Origin of the sequence: Marinomonas hwangdonensis, assembly GCF_003721245.1 — a bacterium.
Classification (GTDB): Bacteria; Pseudomonadota; Gammaproteobacteria; order Pseudomonadales; family Marinomonadaceae; genus Marinomonas; species Marinomonas hwangdonensis.
The window spans coordinates 88,515-105,631 of sequence record NZ_RIZG01000003.1 but is presented as its reverse complement, the minus strand read 5'-3'; the positions used below and the strand labels follow the sequence as shown (position 1 = coordinate 105,631).

At 44.7% G+C, this 17,117-nt stretch carries 17 protein-coding genes, 1 other RNA gene and 1 pseudogene; 11 read left to right on the top strand and 8 right to left on the bottom strand.

All coding sequences use genetic code 11. The features are described 5' to 3' along the window. Positions 1-136: 136 nt before the first annotated feature. From EBI00_RS16280 to smpB, 5 genes and pseudogenes are all read right to left on the bottom strand, one after another. Complete coding sequence (locus EBI00_RS16280) at positions 137-517, bottom strand: CZB domain-containing protein (protein ID WP_241556983.1); 381 nt, start codon at positions 515-517, stop codon at positions 137-139. Between the two features lie 30 nt (positions 518-547). Continuing rightward, positions 548-949, bottom strand: a pseudogene (locus tag EBI00_RS16275) (methyl-accepting chemotaxis protein); the annotation flags it as partial. A gap of 578 nt (positions 950-1,527) precedes the next feature. Further along, on the bottom strand, positions 1,528-2,139 hold the full coding sequence (locus tag EBI00_RS06100) for a Yip1 family protein (RefSeq protein ID WP_123095048.1): 612 nt from the start codon (positions 2,137-2,139) through the stop codon (positions 1,528-1,530). 384 nt (positions 2,140-2,523) lie between these two features. Next, positions 2,524-2,885: a transfer-messenger RNA gene (ssrA, locus tag EBI00_RS06095) on the bottom strand. A gap of 113 nt (positions 2,886-2,998) precedes the next feature. Further along, complete coding sequence (smpB, locus tag EBI00_RS06090; protein ID WP_123095047.1) at positions 2,999-3,478, bottom strand: SsrA-binding protein SmpB; 480 nt, start codon at positions 3,476-3,478, stop codon at positions 2,999-3,001. Positions 3,479-3,660: 182 nt separating this feature from the next. Here smpB and EBI00_RS06085 point away from each other — a divergent pair, with 182 nt between their 5' ends. Genes EBI00_RS06085 through EBI00_RS06075 form a run of 3 tightly spaced genes read left to right on the top strand, consistent with a single transcriptional unit; the run spans position 3,661 to position 5,738 of the window. Continuing rightward, positions 3,661-5,019 carry a sodium-dependent transporter gene (locus EBI00_RS06085; RefSeq protein WP_123095046.1) on the top strand — a complete coding sequence of 453 codons (1,359 nt, stop codon included), beginning with the start codon at positions 3,661-3,663 and terminating at the stop codon, positions 5,017-5,019. Between the two features lies 1 nt (position 5,020). Then, a complete protein-coding gene (locus tag EBI00_RS06080) occupies positions 5,021-5,452 on the top strand; it encodes a type II toxin-antitoxin system RatA family toxin (protein ID WP_123095045.1) in 432 nt (143 codons plus the stop codon). 1 nt (position 5,453) lies between these two features. Beyond that, complete coding sequence (locus tag EBI00_RS06075) at positions 5,454-5,738, top strand: RnfH family protein (RefSeq protein ID WP_123095044.1); 285 nt, start codon at positions 5,454-5,456, stop codon at positions 5,736-5,738. Here the strand turns inward: EBI00_RS06075 and EBI00_RS06070 are convergent. After that, positions 5,735-6,052, bottom strand: a complete 318-nt coding sequence (locus EBI00_RS06070; protein ID WP_123095043.1) for an outer membrane protein assembly factor BamE — start codon at positions 6,050-6,052, stop codon at positions 5,735-5,737. The genes EBI00_RS06075 and EBI00_RS06070 overlap by 4 nt on opposite strands. Before the next feature lie 69 nt (positions 6,053-6,121). Between EBI00_RS06070 and fur the strand changes: the two genes are divergently transcribed. After that, positions 6,122-6,532: a ferric iron uptake transcriptional regulator gene (gene fur, locus EBI00_RS06065; protein WP_123095042.1), complete on the top strand. Its 411-nt coding sequence runs from the start codon at positions 6,122-6,124 to the stop codon at positions 6,530-6,532. 74 nt (positions 6,533-6,606) lie between these two features. Here fur and recN read toward each other — a convergent pair whose 3' ends face one another. Continuing rightward, a complete protein-coding gene (recN, locus tag EBI00_RS06060; RefSeq protein WP_123095041.1) occupies positions 6,607-8,277 on the bottom strand; it encodes a DNA repair protein RecN in 1,671 nt (556 codons plus the stop codon). 184 nt (positions 8,278-8,461) lie between these two features. Between recN and grpE the strand changes: the two genes are divergently transcribed. The 3 genes from grpE (at position 8,462) to dnaJ (ending at position 12,317) form a co-directional block, all read left to right on the top strand. Beyond that, complete coding sequence (gene grpE / locus EBI00_RS06055; RefSeq protein ID WP_123095040.1) at positions 8,462-9,040, top strand: nucleotide exchange factor GrpE; 579 nt, start codon at positions 8,462-8,464, stop codon at positions 9,038-9,040. A 103-nt stretch (positions 9,041-9,143) separates the two neighbouring features. After that, on the top strand, positions 9,144-11,060 hold the full coding sequence (dnaK, locus tag EBI00_RS06050) for a molecular chaperone DnaK (protein ID WP_123095039.1): 1,917 nt from the start codon (positions 9,144-9,146) through the stop codon (positions 11,058-11,060). A gap of 129 nt (positions 11,061-11,189) precedes the next feature. Further along, positions 11,190-12,317, top strand: coding sequence for a molecular chaperone DnaJ (gene dnaJ / locus EBI00_RS06045; RefSeq protein WP_123095038.1), 1,128 nt, complete (start codon positions 11,190-11,192; stop codon positions 12,315-12,317). Between the two features lie 69 nt (positions 12,318-12,386). Here dnaJ and EBI00_RS06040 read toward each other — a convergent pair whose 3' ends face one another. Then, entirely contained in the window at positions 12,387-12,998 is a 612-nt protein-coding gene (locus EBI00_RS06040; protein WP_123095037.1) for a uridine kinase family protein, read from the bottom strand. A gap of 125 nt (positions 12,999-13,123) precedes the next feature. Here EBI00_RS06040 and EBI00_RS06035 point away from each other — a divergent pair, with 125 nt between their 5' ends. From EBI00_RS06035 to gcvA, 4 genes are all read left to right on the top strand, one after another. Beyond that, on the top strand, positions 13,124-13,687 hold the full coding sequence (locus EBI00_RS06035) for a uridine kinase (RefSeq protein WP_123095036.1): 564 nt from the start codon (positions 13,124-13,126) through the stop codon (positions 13,685-13,687). 27 nt (positions 13,688-13,714) lie between these two features. Beyond that, positions 13,715-14,047 (top strand): DUF3392 domain-containing protein, encoded by a 333-nt coding sequence (locus EBI00_RS06030; protein WP_123095035.1) that lies wholly within the window; start codon positions 13,715-13,717, stop codon positions 14,045-14,047. A 264-nt stretch (positions 14,048-14,311) separates the two neighbouring features. Continuing rightward, positions 14,312-15,685 carry a glyceraldehyde-3-phosphate dehydrogenase gene (locus tag EBI00_RS06025; protein WP_123095034.1) on the top strand — a complete coding sequence of 458 codons (1,374 nt, stop codon included), beginning with the start codon at positions 14,312-14,314 and terminating at the stop codon, positions 15,683-15,685. Positions 15,686-16,175: 490 nt separating this feature from the next. Continuing rightward, on the top strand, positions 16,176-17,111 hold the full coding sequence (gene gcvA / locus EBI00_RS06020; protein ID WP_123095033.1) for a transcriptional regulator GcvA: 936 nt from the start codon (positions 16,176-16,178) through the stop codon (positions 17,109-17,111). The last annotated feature ends 6 nt before the right edge of the window (positions 17,112-17,117 follow it).

Below are 17,117 nucleotides of genomic sequence, written 5' to 3'. Positions count from 1 at the left end.
ACCTAATCAATAGCATGAAATATTTCAGCTACGCAAACATAAGAGAACCGTTAAGAGAAAAAGTTCCCTGAACGGCTCATTTGTGTGAGTGCTGTGTTTTTCTGTGCCTCACAGTACGGATCATACCACTAAGAAACTAGGATGCGTGAGAAACCTCGGCCATCAAGGTTTCAATATTCACCACCACTTCTAAGCTCGCTACCTCCATTTTGTCTAACATGTGCAGCATTTCTTCTGTGTTTCCAGCTGCGGCCGCTTTTAATGCCGCTCGGCCAGAGTCGTGCACTGCCTGATGAGGCTTTTCTATCGCTCTAAAACTTTTTGATTGTTGGTAATGCTTATGTCCATAACCTTTGTAATACCAATTTCCAAGTCGGCACTCTGTGTGTTTGTTGACCTCTTCATTGAATTTCTTTTTATCGATACGATTATACACATCGTTTTTCCAAACCGCGTGATCCAGCTTGACAGTATTCAAAAACGAGTGCGTGGCAGCGGTTTTGATAACTTGTTGCATATGGTCAGATCGCTCAATCACGTTTTCAACCACGGCATCAATTTGAGAAGACGAGGTCGCGACCTCGGCTGCACTCTGTTGGTTTTGATCAACCATCGACTTAATTTGTTCAGTCTGGTTAATTACTTGGCGAACGAGGTTTTCAACTTGTTCACTGGCAGAGTGAGTCTTGCTTGCAAGGTTACGAACTTCATCCGCAACGACGGCAAAGCCACGTCCAGCTGAGCCTGCACGAGCGGCTTCTATAGCAGCGTTTAGGGCCAATAAATTGGTTTGATCTGATATTTCTTGGATACTGGACACCAGTTGGCTGATGCTATTGGCGGTTTTGTCCAGTACATGGGCGGCTTCCATACTTGAACTGGCTTGTTGATTAATTAGGGTGGCACGATCACTTAAACGAGCTAACGCTTCTCGTGTATGACTGAACATGGTGTCCAATTGCTTCAGCTCTTGGCGCTCCTTAATCAAGCTTTCTGCGCTGTCGGCCAAACCAAAACGGATGGAATTTAACATGTCACCGCCACGTAGCTGAAAGCGTATGAGTTCTTGTCCTCCTTGGTGGTGATTCTCCTGCATAGCCGCTTCAGCTTTTAACTGATTGACTTGCTCTTCTAGTCGAGACAGTTGCACTTTGTGCGCGGTTTTCTCTTGCTCGATGTGTTGTTCCAATGTTGAAATTTGTTGTTTTAATGTTGAAGAAAAGAACATCTACCACCCTCTGCCAAACGCATATTTACTGAATAATTATGGAAAACATTATACTCATAGCGCCTAGCGGTTGGCATCGGTTACCAGGGGAAGTCATTAACTATTGTTATAAAGATTGATGTATATCGACTATTTCTATCATAGTGAAGCGACACAATGTTGGAAAACAAAATAAAGAATGAAAAACCCGTCGTGAAACGACGGGTTTTAAAATGTGCATCCTATTTGTACAGAGATAAGTCATTGATCAAAAATCATTTATCAATTTTGCCCATATTGCGAGCTATTAAATGCGTTTCTTAGCTAAAGAAAGACCATACAATACTGTGGTCAGAGCCCAGACTCCATAGCAGAACCACCGCAGCTAACAGTGCTTCAAGTATTAAAATGCCTACCCCCAGCGTCGTGCTGGATAAGATGAACCCTTGCTTATTATTAATGCCTAAGAAGCTGGGGATGCCGCGGTACATTAAATACCCTGTGTAAGCGACCCCAACAACGACCGCCAATAAGCATAACCAAATCATCGGATAAACCGCCACCAAACCACTCAAAAACATGGGGGTAGCAATATATCCCGCAAACACGATACATTCTTGGCGGGGTGGACGTTCTGGATGGTTACGAGCCATCCAATGAATGAGGCTCCCTACCAAAGCCACGGCCACCAAAATGAGTGCATAAAACATTAAACCAAGGCCAAGGCCGTCAGCGTAAGACACTTTTATCGCGGCTTCGCCTCCAAACGTCCAGCCAAACTGTGTTGTACCAATAAAAGTACTGACCACAGGAATGGCCGCCATCCAAAGTACATGGTGATAATACATATGGCTGACGGATTCGTGTTCTTCATTAATCGCGCGCCATTCTTTATCTGGATGATGAATAAGACCCCAAACATGATTGATCATGGATTCCCCCTTTGCTTTACAAAAAGCGTAATGGATTTGGAAAAATTCCTGATACAGCCACGCCCAAATAAAGTGGCTTATATGCAGTATAGATGCATACGCAGAAAGAAAATCAAAAGATGAAACTAATTTTGTATAAAAAGGCGCTTGTTAATGCGATTTGGTTTTATAGGTAGACAAATGAAGATAAATAATCATAACCTATTAGCTTAAGCGCCATAATAGCTTAAGTTTTATTTTAGGGTTAGAAATCCTAAGTCGGTGAGCTTTAGACAATAAAAAACCACCCGGAGGTGGTTTTTTATATGACTCACAAACACTGTGTCGTTTGTGAGTCGACTTCATTTTAAAAAGTGCAAACCCCTTTAAAATCAAGCCTTTAATTGGTGGAGGCGGGGGGGGTCGAACCCCCGTCCGTCAGTCCTCTGCCATCGGCTCTACATGCATAGTCACTTCAATTATTTGACCACGAACCGCCCGAAGGACAGGGTGTTAATGGCGAGCCTACTTAATCTTATAACCTTATCCCTAGGCGGGGCATCAGTTAGCATCTTGTAATTTATGATACTGCAGAATCTCTGGCTACAAGCAACCTGAGGGCAGCACACTAGCAGCGGTTTAGGCTGCTAAAGCGTAGTTTTCGTCGTTTGCGACTATAAAATTGATGCGGGGGATTTACGAGATCACGCATCACTCTCGACATGCACCTTTGGGTTTGTAACCGACGTCGAAACCATGTCGCCCCCAAAAAGTAACGCTAGTCTATCGCAAACAATGTGCTTACGCTAGAGATAACGCTGATATGCTTAATTTGTTCATATCCATAAACTATTTAATTAGTGTCTGTGCAGATGACATGTTAAGCACTGTGTTTCATTAATCGTTCTTTATCTCTTGACCAATCACGATCTCGCTCGGTATCACGTTTGTCGTGTTCTTTTTTACCGGTTACCAAGGCGACTTCGCATTTGATCTTGTTGCCTTTCCAGTAGAGCGCCATGGCCGCACAGGTTTTGCCTTTTTGCTCGGTGACTTGAATAATGCGCTCAAGTTCTTTGCGATTTAATAGGAGTTTGCGTTGACGCATGGGCTCACAGACAACGTGCGTAGAGGCACTCAGCAGTGGCGTAATACGCGCACCGACGAGCCATGCTTCGTTCTGGTGAATGATGACAAATGCATCGACTAATTGGGCTTTACCTTCGCGTAAACTTTTTACTTCCCAACCAGATAATACAAGCCCGGCTTCGAACTTCTGGTCAACAAAGTAGTCATATTTTGCACGTTTATTAAGCGCGATGGTGCCTGTACTGCTGGATTTTTTCTTTACTTTACTCATAGTTGAAAATTATACGATCGAAAGCGGCAAAAACCTATGCTTTTCTTGAGGTATATGCCGTAATGTAAGAAAATTCACACCTGAAAATCAAATTAATCTGGCTAGATGTTGTATGCGTTGCAGATGTTCGTGTTTTGTATCTATCCTTTAAAATACCGATATTGTACTTAGAGCCTAAATTTATGCCTGAAAGTCGTTGTTTACAAGGTATCTGGTCAAGCCCATGGATATTTATTTTTGCGGCTAGCGGGGCCGCTGTGGGTTTGGGCAATATTTGGAAGTTTCCTTATGTGCTTGGTCAGAATGGCGGCGGGGCGTTTTTAATTATTTATTGTTTGTGTCTTATATTGGTCGGTTTGCCGGTATTAATGGCAGAAGTGGCGCTAGGCCGAACGGTGCGCTCTAATCCGATCGATACCGTCAATGATCTAAGTGAACGGCATATTGTGCATCCTCTGTGGGTATTTGTTCCTTGGCTGGCAGGTATAACAGGTTTTCTTATTTTAACGTTTTACAGTGTGATCGCAGGTTGGGCGATGGCATACTTGGAACGTGCGGTTACCGGTAGTTTTCACGAAATTTCGCAAGCTGGGGCGCTGGATATGTTCAACGCCTTGTTGGCGTCACCCACAGAGATGTTGCTATGGCATTCTGTTTTTATGGGGCTTGTGGTCATTTCCGTGGGGCAAGATGTCACACGAGGTTTGTCTGCCATTGTTAAAATTCTGCTTCCTGCTTTAATCGTTACCTTGCTGTTGTTGGCGTCTTATTCCATGGTGATTGGCAATGCTCGTGAAGCCTTTGACTTTATGTTTCGTTGGTCTTGGCAGGATGTCACCTTTGATGTGTTTTTGGCGGCAATAGGGTTAGCGTTGTTTAGTTTAAGTGTTGGCATGGGGGCGATGTTTGCCTACGGTGCTTACATGAGTAAGCGCATGTCGATTGCTCGAGCGTGCAGTATTGTTGTGACGGTGGATTTAACGGTGGCCATTCTTGCTGGCTTGGTGATTTTTCCTTTGGTGTTTGCGACGCAAATCGATGTCGAAGCCGGTCCCAGTTTGACCTTTGTGTCCTTGCCCATTATTTTTGGTGGCTTATTGGGTGGACAGGTGTTTGCTGGGGTTTTCTTTTTGTTGTTAGTGGTTGCGGCGCTGACCTCAGCCATCCCTATGTTAGAATTGTTCGTGGCTTGGTTGCATGAAAGGTTTTACATTGCTCGGTTTAAAGCGGCCTTGTTAATGGGGGGGGCGGCTTGGTTGATGGGTGTTGCTGTGCTCCTGTCGTTTAACAATTGGGATATGGTGCTGATTTTTGGACTGAATGTGTTTGAGCTTTTAGATGGTCTGACCTCACTCATTTTATTGCCGCTTGGTGCCATTCTGTTGTCCATTTTAGTAGCATGGGTTGTCCCACGTTCTATGTTGCAGAACGAAATGATCACGAAACAAAGTAATCATTTTCAATGGTGGTACACCACATTGAAATACATCAGTATTCCGGCAATGATAGTGATTACTCTTGCTGGCTGGATAGGAGTGTAGTTTGAGTCATATAGAGCGGTTTGCTCATGTTAATTACAGTTGCGAACAGATGTTTGCCTTGGTCAATGATATTGATGGGTATCCTGAGTTTTTACCGGGATGTTTAGGGGCATCATTGATTTCAAGCACGCCCACCGAGATTGTGGCGTCATTAGAAGTGGGTAAGGGACCCGTTAGACAGTCTTTTACCACCAGGAATTTTCTAGAAGAATTCAGCCGGATTGAAATGACTTTGGTTAAAGGACCTTTCAAAAGTCTGCATGGCGTGTGGACTTTTACTGAGACATCACCAACCAGTTGTAAAATCATGTTGAATATTCGTTTTGAGCTAAGTGGAATGCTGAAATTTGCTTTCGGCGGTGTGTTTAGTCAAATTGCGAACACCATGGTGGATTCTTTTAGTAAGCGTGCCAAAGTGGTTTACGGTGAATAATATGAGAGTAGAAGTGGCTTATGCACTGCCGGAAAAGCAGAAAATTATTGCGTTAGATGTAGAAGACAGTTGCACAGTCCGAGAGGCAGTGCGTCTTTCTAATATTAACGTATTTTTTCCGGATGTCGACGTAGAAACGGTCAAAGTGGGGATTTTTGGTAAAGCCGTTCGCAATGCGGAAGAACAAACCTTAAAAGAAGGTGAGCGAGTGGAGTTGTATCGCGAACTGAAGGTTGACCCTAAGCAAGCTAGAGCCAACCGTGCAGCGAAAACATCTAAAGGTTAGTTGTTTGTGATTTGTGTTAAAGTGCCGTTATTGAAAATGAGTACGAGATCCTCCGCTTCACTTTGTTTGGTGTCGGCGTCAGCGTAACGAGAGGTGTACATGTAATGCCACTCATTTGGCTTAAATGTATCCCTTAACAACGGAGTGCCGAGTAAAAAAGTGACCTGAGATTCAGACATGCCAATTTGCAGCTGTGATCTTTGTTCCTCCGTTATTAGGTTTCCTTGTGTTACTGGAACCTTGTAAGGGGGTGGAAACAAACCGCAAGCGCTCAAAGAAAGCGCAGCGAATAGTACTAAAACTGATTTTTTCATTTGTATTATCCTTACTCTGGTGTGCTAATGATAAAGTAATTATCAACAAGATCGAATAGAGAATGACTCATGACTAGCGAAAATCAAGAGCTAAAGAAAGCGGGACTTAAGGTAACCTTACCTAGAGTAAAAATTTTACAAATTCTTGAAGGTGCAGGCGATCGTCACATGAGTGCAGATGACGTCTATCGTACACTGCTCGATCAAGGTGAAGATGTCGGCTTAGCCACCGTGTATCGAGTGCTTACTCAGTTTGAAACGGCTGGTTTGGTAGAGCGCCATCATTTTGAGGCAGGTACCGCAGTGTTTGAACTGGCTCGAGGTGATCATCACGACCACATGATTTGTTTGGACAGTGGTAAGGTCATTGAATTTGTTGATCCTATTATCGAGAAGCGTCAGCGTGAAATCGCAGATGAGCACGGTTTTGAAATTGAAGATCATAGCTTGATCATCTACGTGCGCCCAAAAAAGAAATAAATTTGGATGCTGGATAGCTTACTGATGCTAACCTTGAAAAAAGGGGGTAAACCACGAGTTTAACCCCTTTTTGTTTATTGCAGTTGCACATTCCCTAACATCTCTTGCGCGTGGGCAAGGGTTTGATCGGTGAGCTCTAATCCGCCTAATAAGCGGGCAATTTCGTGTGTTCTGTCCTGATCTTTAAGCAATTCGACTTGTGACGATGTCGCGTCATATTCCACACGCTTGCTAACACGAAGGTGTTGGTTGCCTTGCGCCGCGACCTGAGCCAAGTGTGTCACGCAGAAAACTTGTCCGCGTTTGCCTACTGATCTCAACATACGTCCGACGACTTCGGCGATACCGCCACTGATGCCTACGTCGACTTCATCAAACACCAGAGTTGGGATAATAGACGTATGGGCTGTCACGACTTGAATGCCCAGGCTGATGCGTGACAATTCGCCCCCTGAAGCGACTTTGCGCAGTGGTTGTGCTGGTTGGCCTGGGTTAGACGCTATCATGTATTCAATGTCTTCAAAGCCATTTGCAGAGACTTGATTGAGTGGTTGGCACTGAATAAAAAAGCGTGCATGAGGCATCCCCAAGCCATGAATTTGTTCCTCGACCTTTTGGGCAAGTTCGTCTTTGGCAATAATGCGCTTTTCCGTCAAGGTTGTAGCAAGTGCGGTTAGGCTTTCATACGCCTGTTCTTCCTTCTCTTTTAATGACTCAATGCCTTCTTCTTGCCCTTGCAAACTATTCAGTTCTGCTTCAACACTCTCGCGTAAAAAAAGTAATCCTTCTGGCAGAGTTCGATGTTTGCGTGCGGTATCGTAAATATCGGATAGGCGCTGCTCTACATCAGACAGGCGCTGTGGGTTTTGTTCTAGGGTGTCTTGATAATGGTGTAGGCTGTCCGCGGCTTCTTGAGCCTGAATAAGCGCAACGTTCATCATTTCTAAGGCATTTTCCAATTCTTTGGTTGCTGGGCGAATTTGGCTGGCACTATTGATGGCTTGGTGCAATAAAGAGCAAATATTGCCTTCATCACTGTCGATGAGAATGCTACTGGCTTGGTAAGCTTTAAACTGAGAGTCGGCAATATTAGACAAAAAAGCTTGTTCGTTCTCTAATTCTTCGATTTCGCCTTCTTTCAAGTCAAGTTGCTGCAGCTCTTGGGCTTGGTATGACAATAGTTGAATTTTAGCGTCTTGTTCTGAAGAGCGGTTGAGTTGTGCGTTTAACGCTTCTTTGAGCTGACGCCAGACAGAATACTGCTGACTGACTTTTTTACTCAAATCCGTCAGTTGGCCGTATTCATCCAATTGTTGTCTTTGGGCGTTCTTTTTTAGTAGGGACTGATGCTCATGTTGTCCATGGATATCCACCAGTTGGCTGCCGACTTCTTTCAGATCGTTTAACGTACAAGGCCGACCATTAATGTAGGCTTTGGAGCGTCCTTCCTTGCTGACAACGCGACGTAAAATACAATGTTGGTCACGTTCTAGATCTCGCTCTTCTAGCCATTTTTGTACATGCGGGTACGCCTGAATGTCAAAGCTGGCGCTGATATCGGCTTTTTTCTCTCCATGTCTGACCACCGCTGCGTCGGTGCGATCCCCCAAACAAAGCGACAGGGCATCCACCATGATGGATTTGCCGGCACCGGTTTCACCAGAAATGACCGTCATGCCTGTTTTGAACTCTAATTCAAGAGATTCGACAATGGCGAAATTGGAAATAGCGATGCTGGTCAGCATAGAAGACTCCGAAAAGGATAATATTTATATGGTTATTTATACAGTACTTGGTTGTTTTTTGACAAGCCCTGTACAGCGAATTTATTCCCATAAATTTAATGCGGCTTTAGTGTTGAAAGGCGCAAACCTGTCCCCATATAACAGTCACAGACAAAAAAATGTTTCTGTCATTTGGAGTTGAAGAATGAGTGAGCAGCAAAAAAATCCTAATCTAGACGCGGAGCAAGTTTTGAAAAGCGAAACGCAGAACGAAGCAGTTGAAGAACTTTTAGAGCCAGAAGCTGATCTATTAGAAGAAGTCACTGAGAATGATGAGCTTGCAAAAGCGCTAGAAGAAGTCGCTCAGTATAAAGAAGCGGCACTCCGCGCCCATGCCGACGCGCAAAACGTACGTCGTCGTGCAGAACAAGATGTCGAGAAAGCACACAAGTTTGGTTTAGAAAAGTTTGCTAAATCGGTTGTGAACGTTGCTGACAATCTTGAAAGAGCGTTGGCTTCTGCACCAGACACGGGTGAGTCTGATCCTGTGCGTGAAGGTGTTGAACTGACGTTAAAAGATTTGCTTGAGACGTTGGCTCGCTTTGAAGTGAAAGTAGTGGATCCCCATGGTGAACCGTTTAACCCAGAGCTGCATCAAGCCATCACTATGGTGCCAAACCCTGAATTAGAAGCGAACACCGTTATGGATGTTGTGCAGAAGGGTTACACCATTAATGGTCGCTTATTGCGCCCAGCAATGGTCGTTGTTTCCAGCGCGGCTTAAAAATTACTGTCATTTTTTTGACACTGGACGCTTGAAATACTTTTAAGCGTACCCAAATACAGAATTATCATCGTCATAAACGAATTTATTGGAGATACAAACCATGGGTAGAATCATTGGTATTGACTTAGGTACAACGAACTCTTGTGTTGCCGTATTGGATGGCGAAAAAGCTCGCGTTATTGAAAACGCTGAAGGCGATCGCACCACTCCTTCCATCGTCGCATTTTCCGAAGATGGCGAAGTCTTGGTAGGTCAATCTGCAAAACGTCAAGCAGTGACTAACCCAACAAATACTTTGTATGCGGTTAAGCGTTTGATCGGTCGTAAATTTAAGGACGACGTCGTTCAAAAAGACATCTCTATGGTGCCTTACAAAATTATTGCTGCAGATAACGGCGATGCGTGGGTAGAAGTAAAAGGCGATAAGAAAGCGCCACCACAAATCTCTGCTGAAGTTCTTAAGAAAATGAAGAAAACAGCAGAAGACTACCTAGGCGAGAAAGTGACAGAAGCGGTTATCACTGTTCCTGCTTACTTCAACGACTCTCAGCGTCAAGCAACGAAAGATGCTGGTAAAATCGCTGGTCTAGAAGTGAAACGTATTATCAACGAGCCAACAGCGGCTGCCTTGGCTTATGGCCTAGACAAGAGCTCTGGCGACTCTACTATCGCGGTTTATGACCTTGGTGGTGGTACATTCGATATCTCTATCATCGAAATCGCTGACGTAGATGGCGAGAAACAATTCGAAGTATTGTCTACAAATGGTGATACTTTCCTAGGTGGTGAAGATTTCGATATGCGTGTTATCGAATACTTGGCTGCAGAGTTCAAGAAAACATCTGGTATCGATCTACACAACGATCCACTAGCGCTACAACGTTTGAAAGAAGCCGGTGAGAAAGCGAAAGTTGAGTTGTCTTCTTCTTCTCAAACAGAAGTTAACTTGCCTTACATCACTGCAGATGCGACTGGCCCTAAACACTTGAACGTAAAATTGACTCGTTCTAAGTTGGAGTCTTTGGTTGAAGAGCTAGTATTGAAATCTCTTGAGCCTTGCCGTCAAGCATTGAAAGATGCTGATTTGACTGCTTCTGATATCGACGAAGTTATCTTGGTCGGTGGTCAGACTCGTATGCCACTAGTACAAGCGAAAGTAACGGAATTCTTCGGTAAAGAGCCACGTAAAGACGTGAACCCAGATGAAGCGGTTGCCATCGGCGCGTCTATCCAAGGTGCGGTTCTTTCTGGTGATGTGAAAGACGTTCTTCTTCTAGACGTTACACCACTGTCTCTAGGTATTGAGACTATGGGTGGTGTCATGACGGCATTGATCGAGAAAAACACGACGATTCCTACTAAGAAATCTCAGACTTTCTCTACAGCGGAAGACAACCAAAATGCGGTAACCATTCACGCATTGCAGGGTGAGCGTAAACAAGCGTCTCAGAACAAATCTCTAGGTCGTTTCGACTTGGCTGACATTCCACCTGCTCCACGTGGTGTGCCACAAATCGAAGTAAGCTTCGATATTGATGCCAACGGTATTTTGAGCGTGTCTGCGAAAGACAAAGCGACTGGTAAAGAACAGTCTATCGTTATCAAATCGTCTTCTGGTTTGAGTGATGAGGAAGTTGAAAAAATGGTTCAAGACGCTGAAGCGAATGCGGAAGAAGACCGTAAGTTTGAAGAGCTGGTTCAAGCTCGTAATACAGCGGACGGTATGATTCACGCAACTCGTAAAACTTTGACTGACGCTGGCGATAAAGCAACAGCAGAAGAAAAAGAAGCGATTGAAACAGCCATTACTGAGCTTGAAGAAGCGCTAACATCTAATGACAAAGAGAAAATCGAAGAGAAAACCAATGCGTTGACTCAAGCGTCTGGCTCTTTGGCTCAGAAGATGTATGCCGATGCTGAAGCGGCTGAGCAATCAGCAGGCGAAGGCGAGCAAGCTAAAAAGCAAGACGATGCCGTTGATGCTGAATTCGAAGAAGTAAAAGACGACAAGAAATAAGCATTAAGTACGTACTTTACCTCTTTTGGAGGTCACAGCGAGCACGGTTTTAGGACCGTGCTTTGCTATTTGCAATACGTTTTATTGATGACTTTTTAATTCAGGCTTTTTAATTCAGGAATTGCTGCGATGAGCAAAAGAGACTATTACGACGTTCTTGGGGTAGCCAAAGGCGCGGATAAGAAAGACATAAAAAAAGCTTATCGTTCTTTAGCGAATAAGTACCACCCAGATAAAAACCCAGATAACCCAGAAGCCCTCGAAAAATTCAAAGAGTTGGCTGAGGCTTATGAGATTTTGTCTTCTGACGACAAGCGCGCAGCTTATGATCGCTTTGGTCATGACGGCGTCAATGGTCAGGCCGGTGGCTATGGCGGCGGCGCTGGAGCGGGTGGTTTTAGTGATATTTTTGGTGATGTATTTGGTGATATTTTTGGCGGTGGTGGTGGCGGTCAAAGTCGCACGCGCCGTGGTTCTGACTTGCGTTACACGCTTGAGTTAGATCTTGAGCAAGCTGTGTGGGGTTGTGAAGAAAAAATTCGTATCCCAACGTTAGTGCATTGTAAAACGTGTGACGGTTCTGGATCCAAAAAAGGCTCGTCACCAAAAACTTGTGGTACTTGTGGTGGCGCAGGTCAAGTACGCATGTCTCAAGGCTTCTTCTCGGTACAACAAGCCTGTCCAGAATGTCACGGAGCCGGTCAGGTGATTTCGGATCCTTGTCATGATTGTCATGGCCAAGGTCGAGTACAAGAGTACAAAACCCTTAATGTGAAAATTCCAGCGGGCGTTGATACGGGTGATCGCATTCGTCTTTCTGGTGAAGGTGAGGCGGGCACGCACGGCGGTCCTGCAGGTGATTTGTTTGTGCAAGTCTCAGTTAAACCCCATCGTATTTTTGAACGCGATGGCGCCAATCTATACTGCGAAGTGCCCATTAGTTTTACCACGGCGGCATTAGGTGGTGAAATCGATGTGCCAACACTGGACGGGCGTGTGCGTTTAAAAGTCACTGCTGAGTGTCAGTCTGGTAAGTTGTTCCGTTTACGCAGTAAAGGCGTTAAGCCTGTGCGCGGTGGTCCAGTGGGTGATTTGATCTGTAAAGCGGTCATAGAGACACCGGTAAACTTAACAACACGTCAAAAAGAGTTACTCACTGAGTTCGCAGAAAGTATGGGCGAGGGGTCTGATCACTCGCCAAAACAGAAAAGCTGGTTTGATGGTGTGAAGCGTTTTTTCGACGACATTAAGAAGTAAGTTGGGCTTTTAAGCCAGGTGTGAAACATCGTTTTACACCTCTGTTATGTTCTAAAAAGAAAACGGCGCCTATTTGGCGCCTTTTTCTTTTAGCAAGTATTCTATGTAGCTGCGCAGCAAGCTGGCCGCGTTGGTAAAGCTTTTGTTATTAGGAATGATAAAGTCAGCTTTGCTACGAATGTCGATGGTTTTAAGTGAGGCCTTTCGAACGTGTCGCATATAACGACTGGTGACTTCATTAACATCTCGCCCACGTTCTGCAATGTCGCGCTTTAGGCGTCGTACAATAGCGATGTCCATATCGGTGTCCACATACAATAAATAGTCGACGGCGTCACGAATATTGGGGTCTTGAAACATCATATGACCTTCGACTAGCACAACGTGAGTTGGCTCTAAATCACGATAGCCTATTCGTTTGTGTTGGGCATGGTCGTAAACCGGAATCTCATTGGGTTGCTGACGGTTTTTGCAGTTATGAATGGCCAAAGTCAAACTCTCTAGATCAAGAGAGCTTAGGTCGTCAAAATTGTAAACGTCAGGGTCAATGTTGCCACAGCCGTTGTAGAAGCTGTCTTGGCATAGCACAGAAATTTTGTCTCCGTGACCTTCAGCCAGAAGAGAGCAAAGTCGACTTTTTCCACTGCCAGAAACGCCTGTAATGCCGATAACAAGAGCCATGTATTACCTCGGTATATAAAGTTTGTGAGCGCTCTGAATCAAAAGCGCTTATTGTGTTGTATTATATATCAAGTTCGGCTAATTTTGCCCGACGAACTCCATCAGAAATCTCACAGGGAAGACAAATGCGTAGAAAAACCATGTTGGTTTATGTGGTCTTAGCATTGGTTATAGCGCCGGTTAATCAAGCGCTTGCTAATAGCGCAAACAGCGCTGTTTTGCCCACGGCTAATGCCGCGGAATTGTTCGGATTGTCGTTTAATGATCTGAAATTGGTTGATCTAGCACAACACTTAAAAAACATGGGATTGCAAAGCTATCCGACTTACAAGGAAGGTATTGTGAGTTACGGTTTAGGGCCTGAAGGCATACTAGGTATCACCAATGCTACTCTTTATACGAATCCTTCAGGCTATGTCAGGCAGGCCCTGTTAACCGGGGTAATCCAAAGCAATGAAAAGCGTAAGGCGATCGGTGATGTTTTTTTTAACAAATACGGTGCGCCCAGCGAAGGTTTTTTGAACAAGGGAATTGGTCGATCGAAATGGCTATTTGATGACGGTACAGAAATTGATTTTCGTAACACCACCTATGACGTATCCATATTGTATGTTGATCTGCAGCCTAAGAAGAGCGCCCGTAATTCCGGACGGATTGATGTTGAGGCCCTGTCTCGGAAAAGTCGTTAGCCGTGTTTTGATGAAGGTGATAACTGCATGACGTTACTCCTTGAGCTAAATCTTCGCTTAGCCCATTTTATTCAACCGCATCTTCAGGATATTGCTCTAGCCTTGGTCGCCACTTGTTTGGTTATTTATGGGGATAAAGTGAACGCCTTCTTGAAGCGTCTAGTGTCTTCTTGGGTGTTTGTGGCTCGTGTGATGGCCTTTATCCTGATGTGTACTTTTGGTTATGGGTTGCTGACATTTTGGACTCAGCCTCTCGTGTATTGGGGAATCACTCAAGTCGAGTTCGTTTATCGCCCCTTGTTAGTGGTCTCTTGCTTCTGCTTTTTAGGGGTATTAGCAGAGAGAAAAAGGCATTTATAAAATAAATTCATGAAATTTCATGTCAATATTTGTTGCCAAATAACAACATTCTGGGCTTGAGGTGGCGGTTAAATACGTTCCTTTTAAGCATATGTAGTAAACTTTCTATACCTTTATGAATATCTCGTTATTTCCATAAAAAAACCCACTAAATATCAGATTTTAAAGGTTTTCTGTTGCCTTCTTACAATTTGTTTTTGTCTCAATCTGCCGTTAGACTGCGCTCACATTGATATAAACAGCGTCTTTTTTCGGGGGCAGAAAATGACAAGCACTTGGTTACAAACACTTTCGCAAGCAGAATCTATGATTCCTCTTTTAGGCAAACTGGGTCGAGAAAAAGCCGTCAAAGTTCAGTTGGCAGGCAATACTTTAATGGCAGACTCAGTGACTGGTTTGATGACAGCGTTCGATCAGCATCCTGAATTAGATCTTGCTCAAGTGTATCAAGTGTTAGAGCAAGTATTAGCCAGTGACACGGCGCACACCGTGATTGAGTTAGAGTCTCTTATTGCGGAAGCGGACGTGGCTTCTGTGCTAGCGACTCAATCAAACGATGGCTCTGAAACTCCCGTGGTACTGTATGGTTTTGGCCGCATTGGTCGTTTGCTAACACGCCGCATGTGTGCACTAGGCCACACGACGCCAGGTATGAGCTTGGCGGCGATTGTTGTGCGCAAAGCGTGCGATAATGATTTAGCCAAACGCGCTAGTTTGCTCAAATACGATTCTGTGCATGGCATTTACGATGGCTTAGTAAAAGTGGATGAAGAGAATCAGGCCCTGATCATTAATGGTGCTAGTGTGAAAGTCATCTACGCTTCTGACCCTGCAGACGTAGATTATCAAGCACATGGTATCAACAACGCCTTGCTTGTGGATAACACGGGCCGTTGGCGTGATCACGATGGTTTGAGTGTTCACTTGAATCGTCCAGGTATCGAACGTGTCGTACTGACTGCGCCGGGTAAAGAAATGAAAAACGTCGTTTTCGGTGTCAATGATAAAGATGTGACAGATGCAGATCGCATCGTATCTGCGGCGTCTTGCACCACTAATGCGATCACCCCCATTTTATCTGTTTTAGAAGACAAGTTTGGTATTGAGTCTGGTCATGTTGAAACCGTTCACGCTTACACAAACGATCAGAACCTAATCGATAACATTCATAAAGGCGATCGTCGTGGGCGAGCGGCTGGTATGAACATGGTAATGACAGAAACTGGCGCGGCTAAAGCGGTGTCTAAAGCCATTCCTTCTCTTGAAGGAAAGTTAAGCGGCAGCGCCATTCGTGTTCCAGTGATCAATGTGTCAATTGCGGTATTAAGTCTGACTTTAAAGACAGCGACCTCGGTAGAAGACATCAATCAATTACTGAAAGCGGCGTCTAACAGCGCTGAGCTAACAGGACAAATTGGTTATAGTGAAGAAGCCGATGCGGTTAGTTCCGACTTTATCGGTTCTGAGCAAGCGGGCATACTTGACTCTTTATCTACCAAGGTGCGCGGCAATCAAGCGACTCTCTATGTTTGGTACGACAACGAATACGGCTACAGCTGTCAGGTTGTTCGCCTAATGGAGAAACTTGCACAAGCAAATTTTAATTGTGCTGAGTTGCTTGAGGGCAAAGCAGCATAACCCATCAATGATCAGACACACTTTGTGTGTTCGTTAGCGGCGACCCTTGGGTCGCCGTTTTTTTTTGGTTAGCGATAAGAAGGGTCTATTGTGAGGGTGTGTTGATACCAAGCCAAAAAAAAGGCCGAACAAACGTTCGGCCTACAAAAGTAACTAGCAGTTGTGAATAACACCATTCTGTGGGGAATGTTGGTATTCCTCTACAACATGACTGTGGGGACATGCTCTAGAGTCAATACAGACCAGGCTGTATTGAGGGGTATTAGGCCGCTGTTCAACCTAAGAGATAAACATATTCTATTCGCTTGAATCTGATAGACAAACGATATAAATTGATCGCTTGAATTAGCTTAGCTAATCCAATATTCTCATGGCGTCCTTTTTGTAGAAGGCTGTGCGTAGATTGTGCAAAATGTTTCACCTCAACAAAGCGTCTTTGCAGTAGCTCAGCTCTTCTAAAAGGGCAGAGCGTTTTTTAAAGGTATACTGTATGAAATCAATACCCTTGGCTGGTTTAGGTACCTTCGCAATTGCCGCGCGACATTTAAGCTTTACCAAAGCGGCGCAAGAAATGCACCTCACTCAGGGCGCGGTCAGTCAACAGATTCGTCAGTTAGAAGAGCGCTTAGGGTTAACCTTATTTATTCGTTATCATCGTCGACTGGAATTAACGGTTGCAGGGGCCCGTCTTGCCGTACAGCTCAATCATAGCTTTAGTGAAATTAATGATCTCATCGCCGAATTACAAGATGACGAAACGTCCAATATTTTAACCGTCTCTGTGATGCCTTCTTTTGCTACCAAGTGGTTGATCCCAAGACTTGGCAGCCTGCAAGAGGCCTATCCTGATTTACAATTAAGAATTCAAGCCAATGATAGGGAAGTGAATTTTCAGCGAGATCGGATCGACGTTGCGATTGTCCACAGTCATGTGCATCACTCTAAAGGACACATTGTTCCTCTCATGAAAGACAAGGTGTTTCCCGTTTGCAGTCCTGCTTTTTTGCAGCAGAGGCCTCTCAGTCAGCCAAGTGATTTGGCTCAGGTGCCCTTATTAAATGACGACTCCGAGTGGCGTTTTTCCAGCCCCTATGCAGAATGGGAGAAGTGGCTGTCACGGGTCAACGCAAAAAATGTCAAACCTTCTCGCGGTATCAGTTTCAATCGAGGAGATTTGGCTGTGCAGGCGGCTATTGCAGGACAAGGCGTCGCCTTGGGCCGAACGCCGCTCGTGATGGATGACATTCAACAAGGAAGGTTGGTGATGCCATTTGAACAAACCTTAGATGAAGGACACGCCTATTTATTTGCATGCCCTGAAATGCAGCGACAGCGAGAGCCAGTTCAACAACTGCTTGCTTGGCTAGTAGAGGAATGTTCTCGGCATTCGCCCCAAGATGCGTTGACATTGCCCCATGCCTTGTAAGCGTGA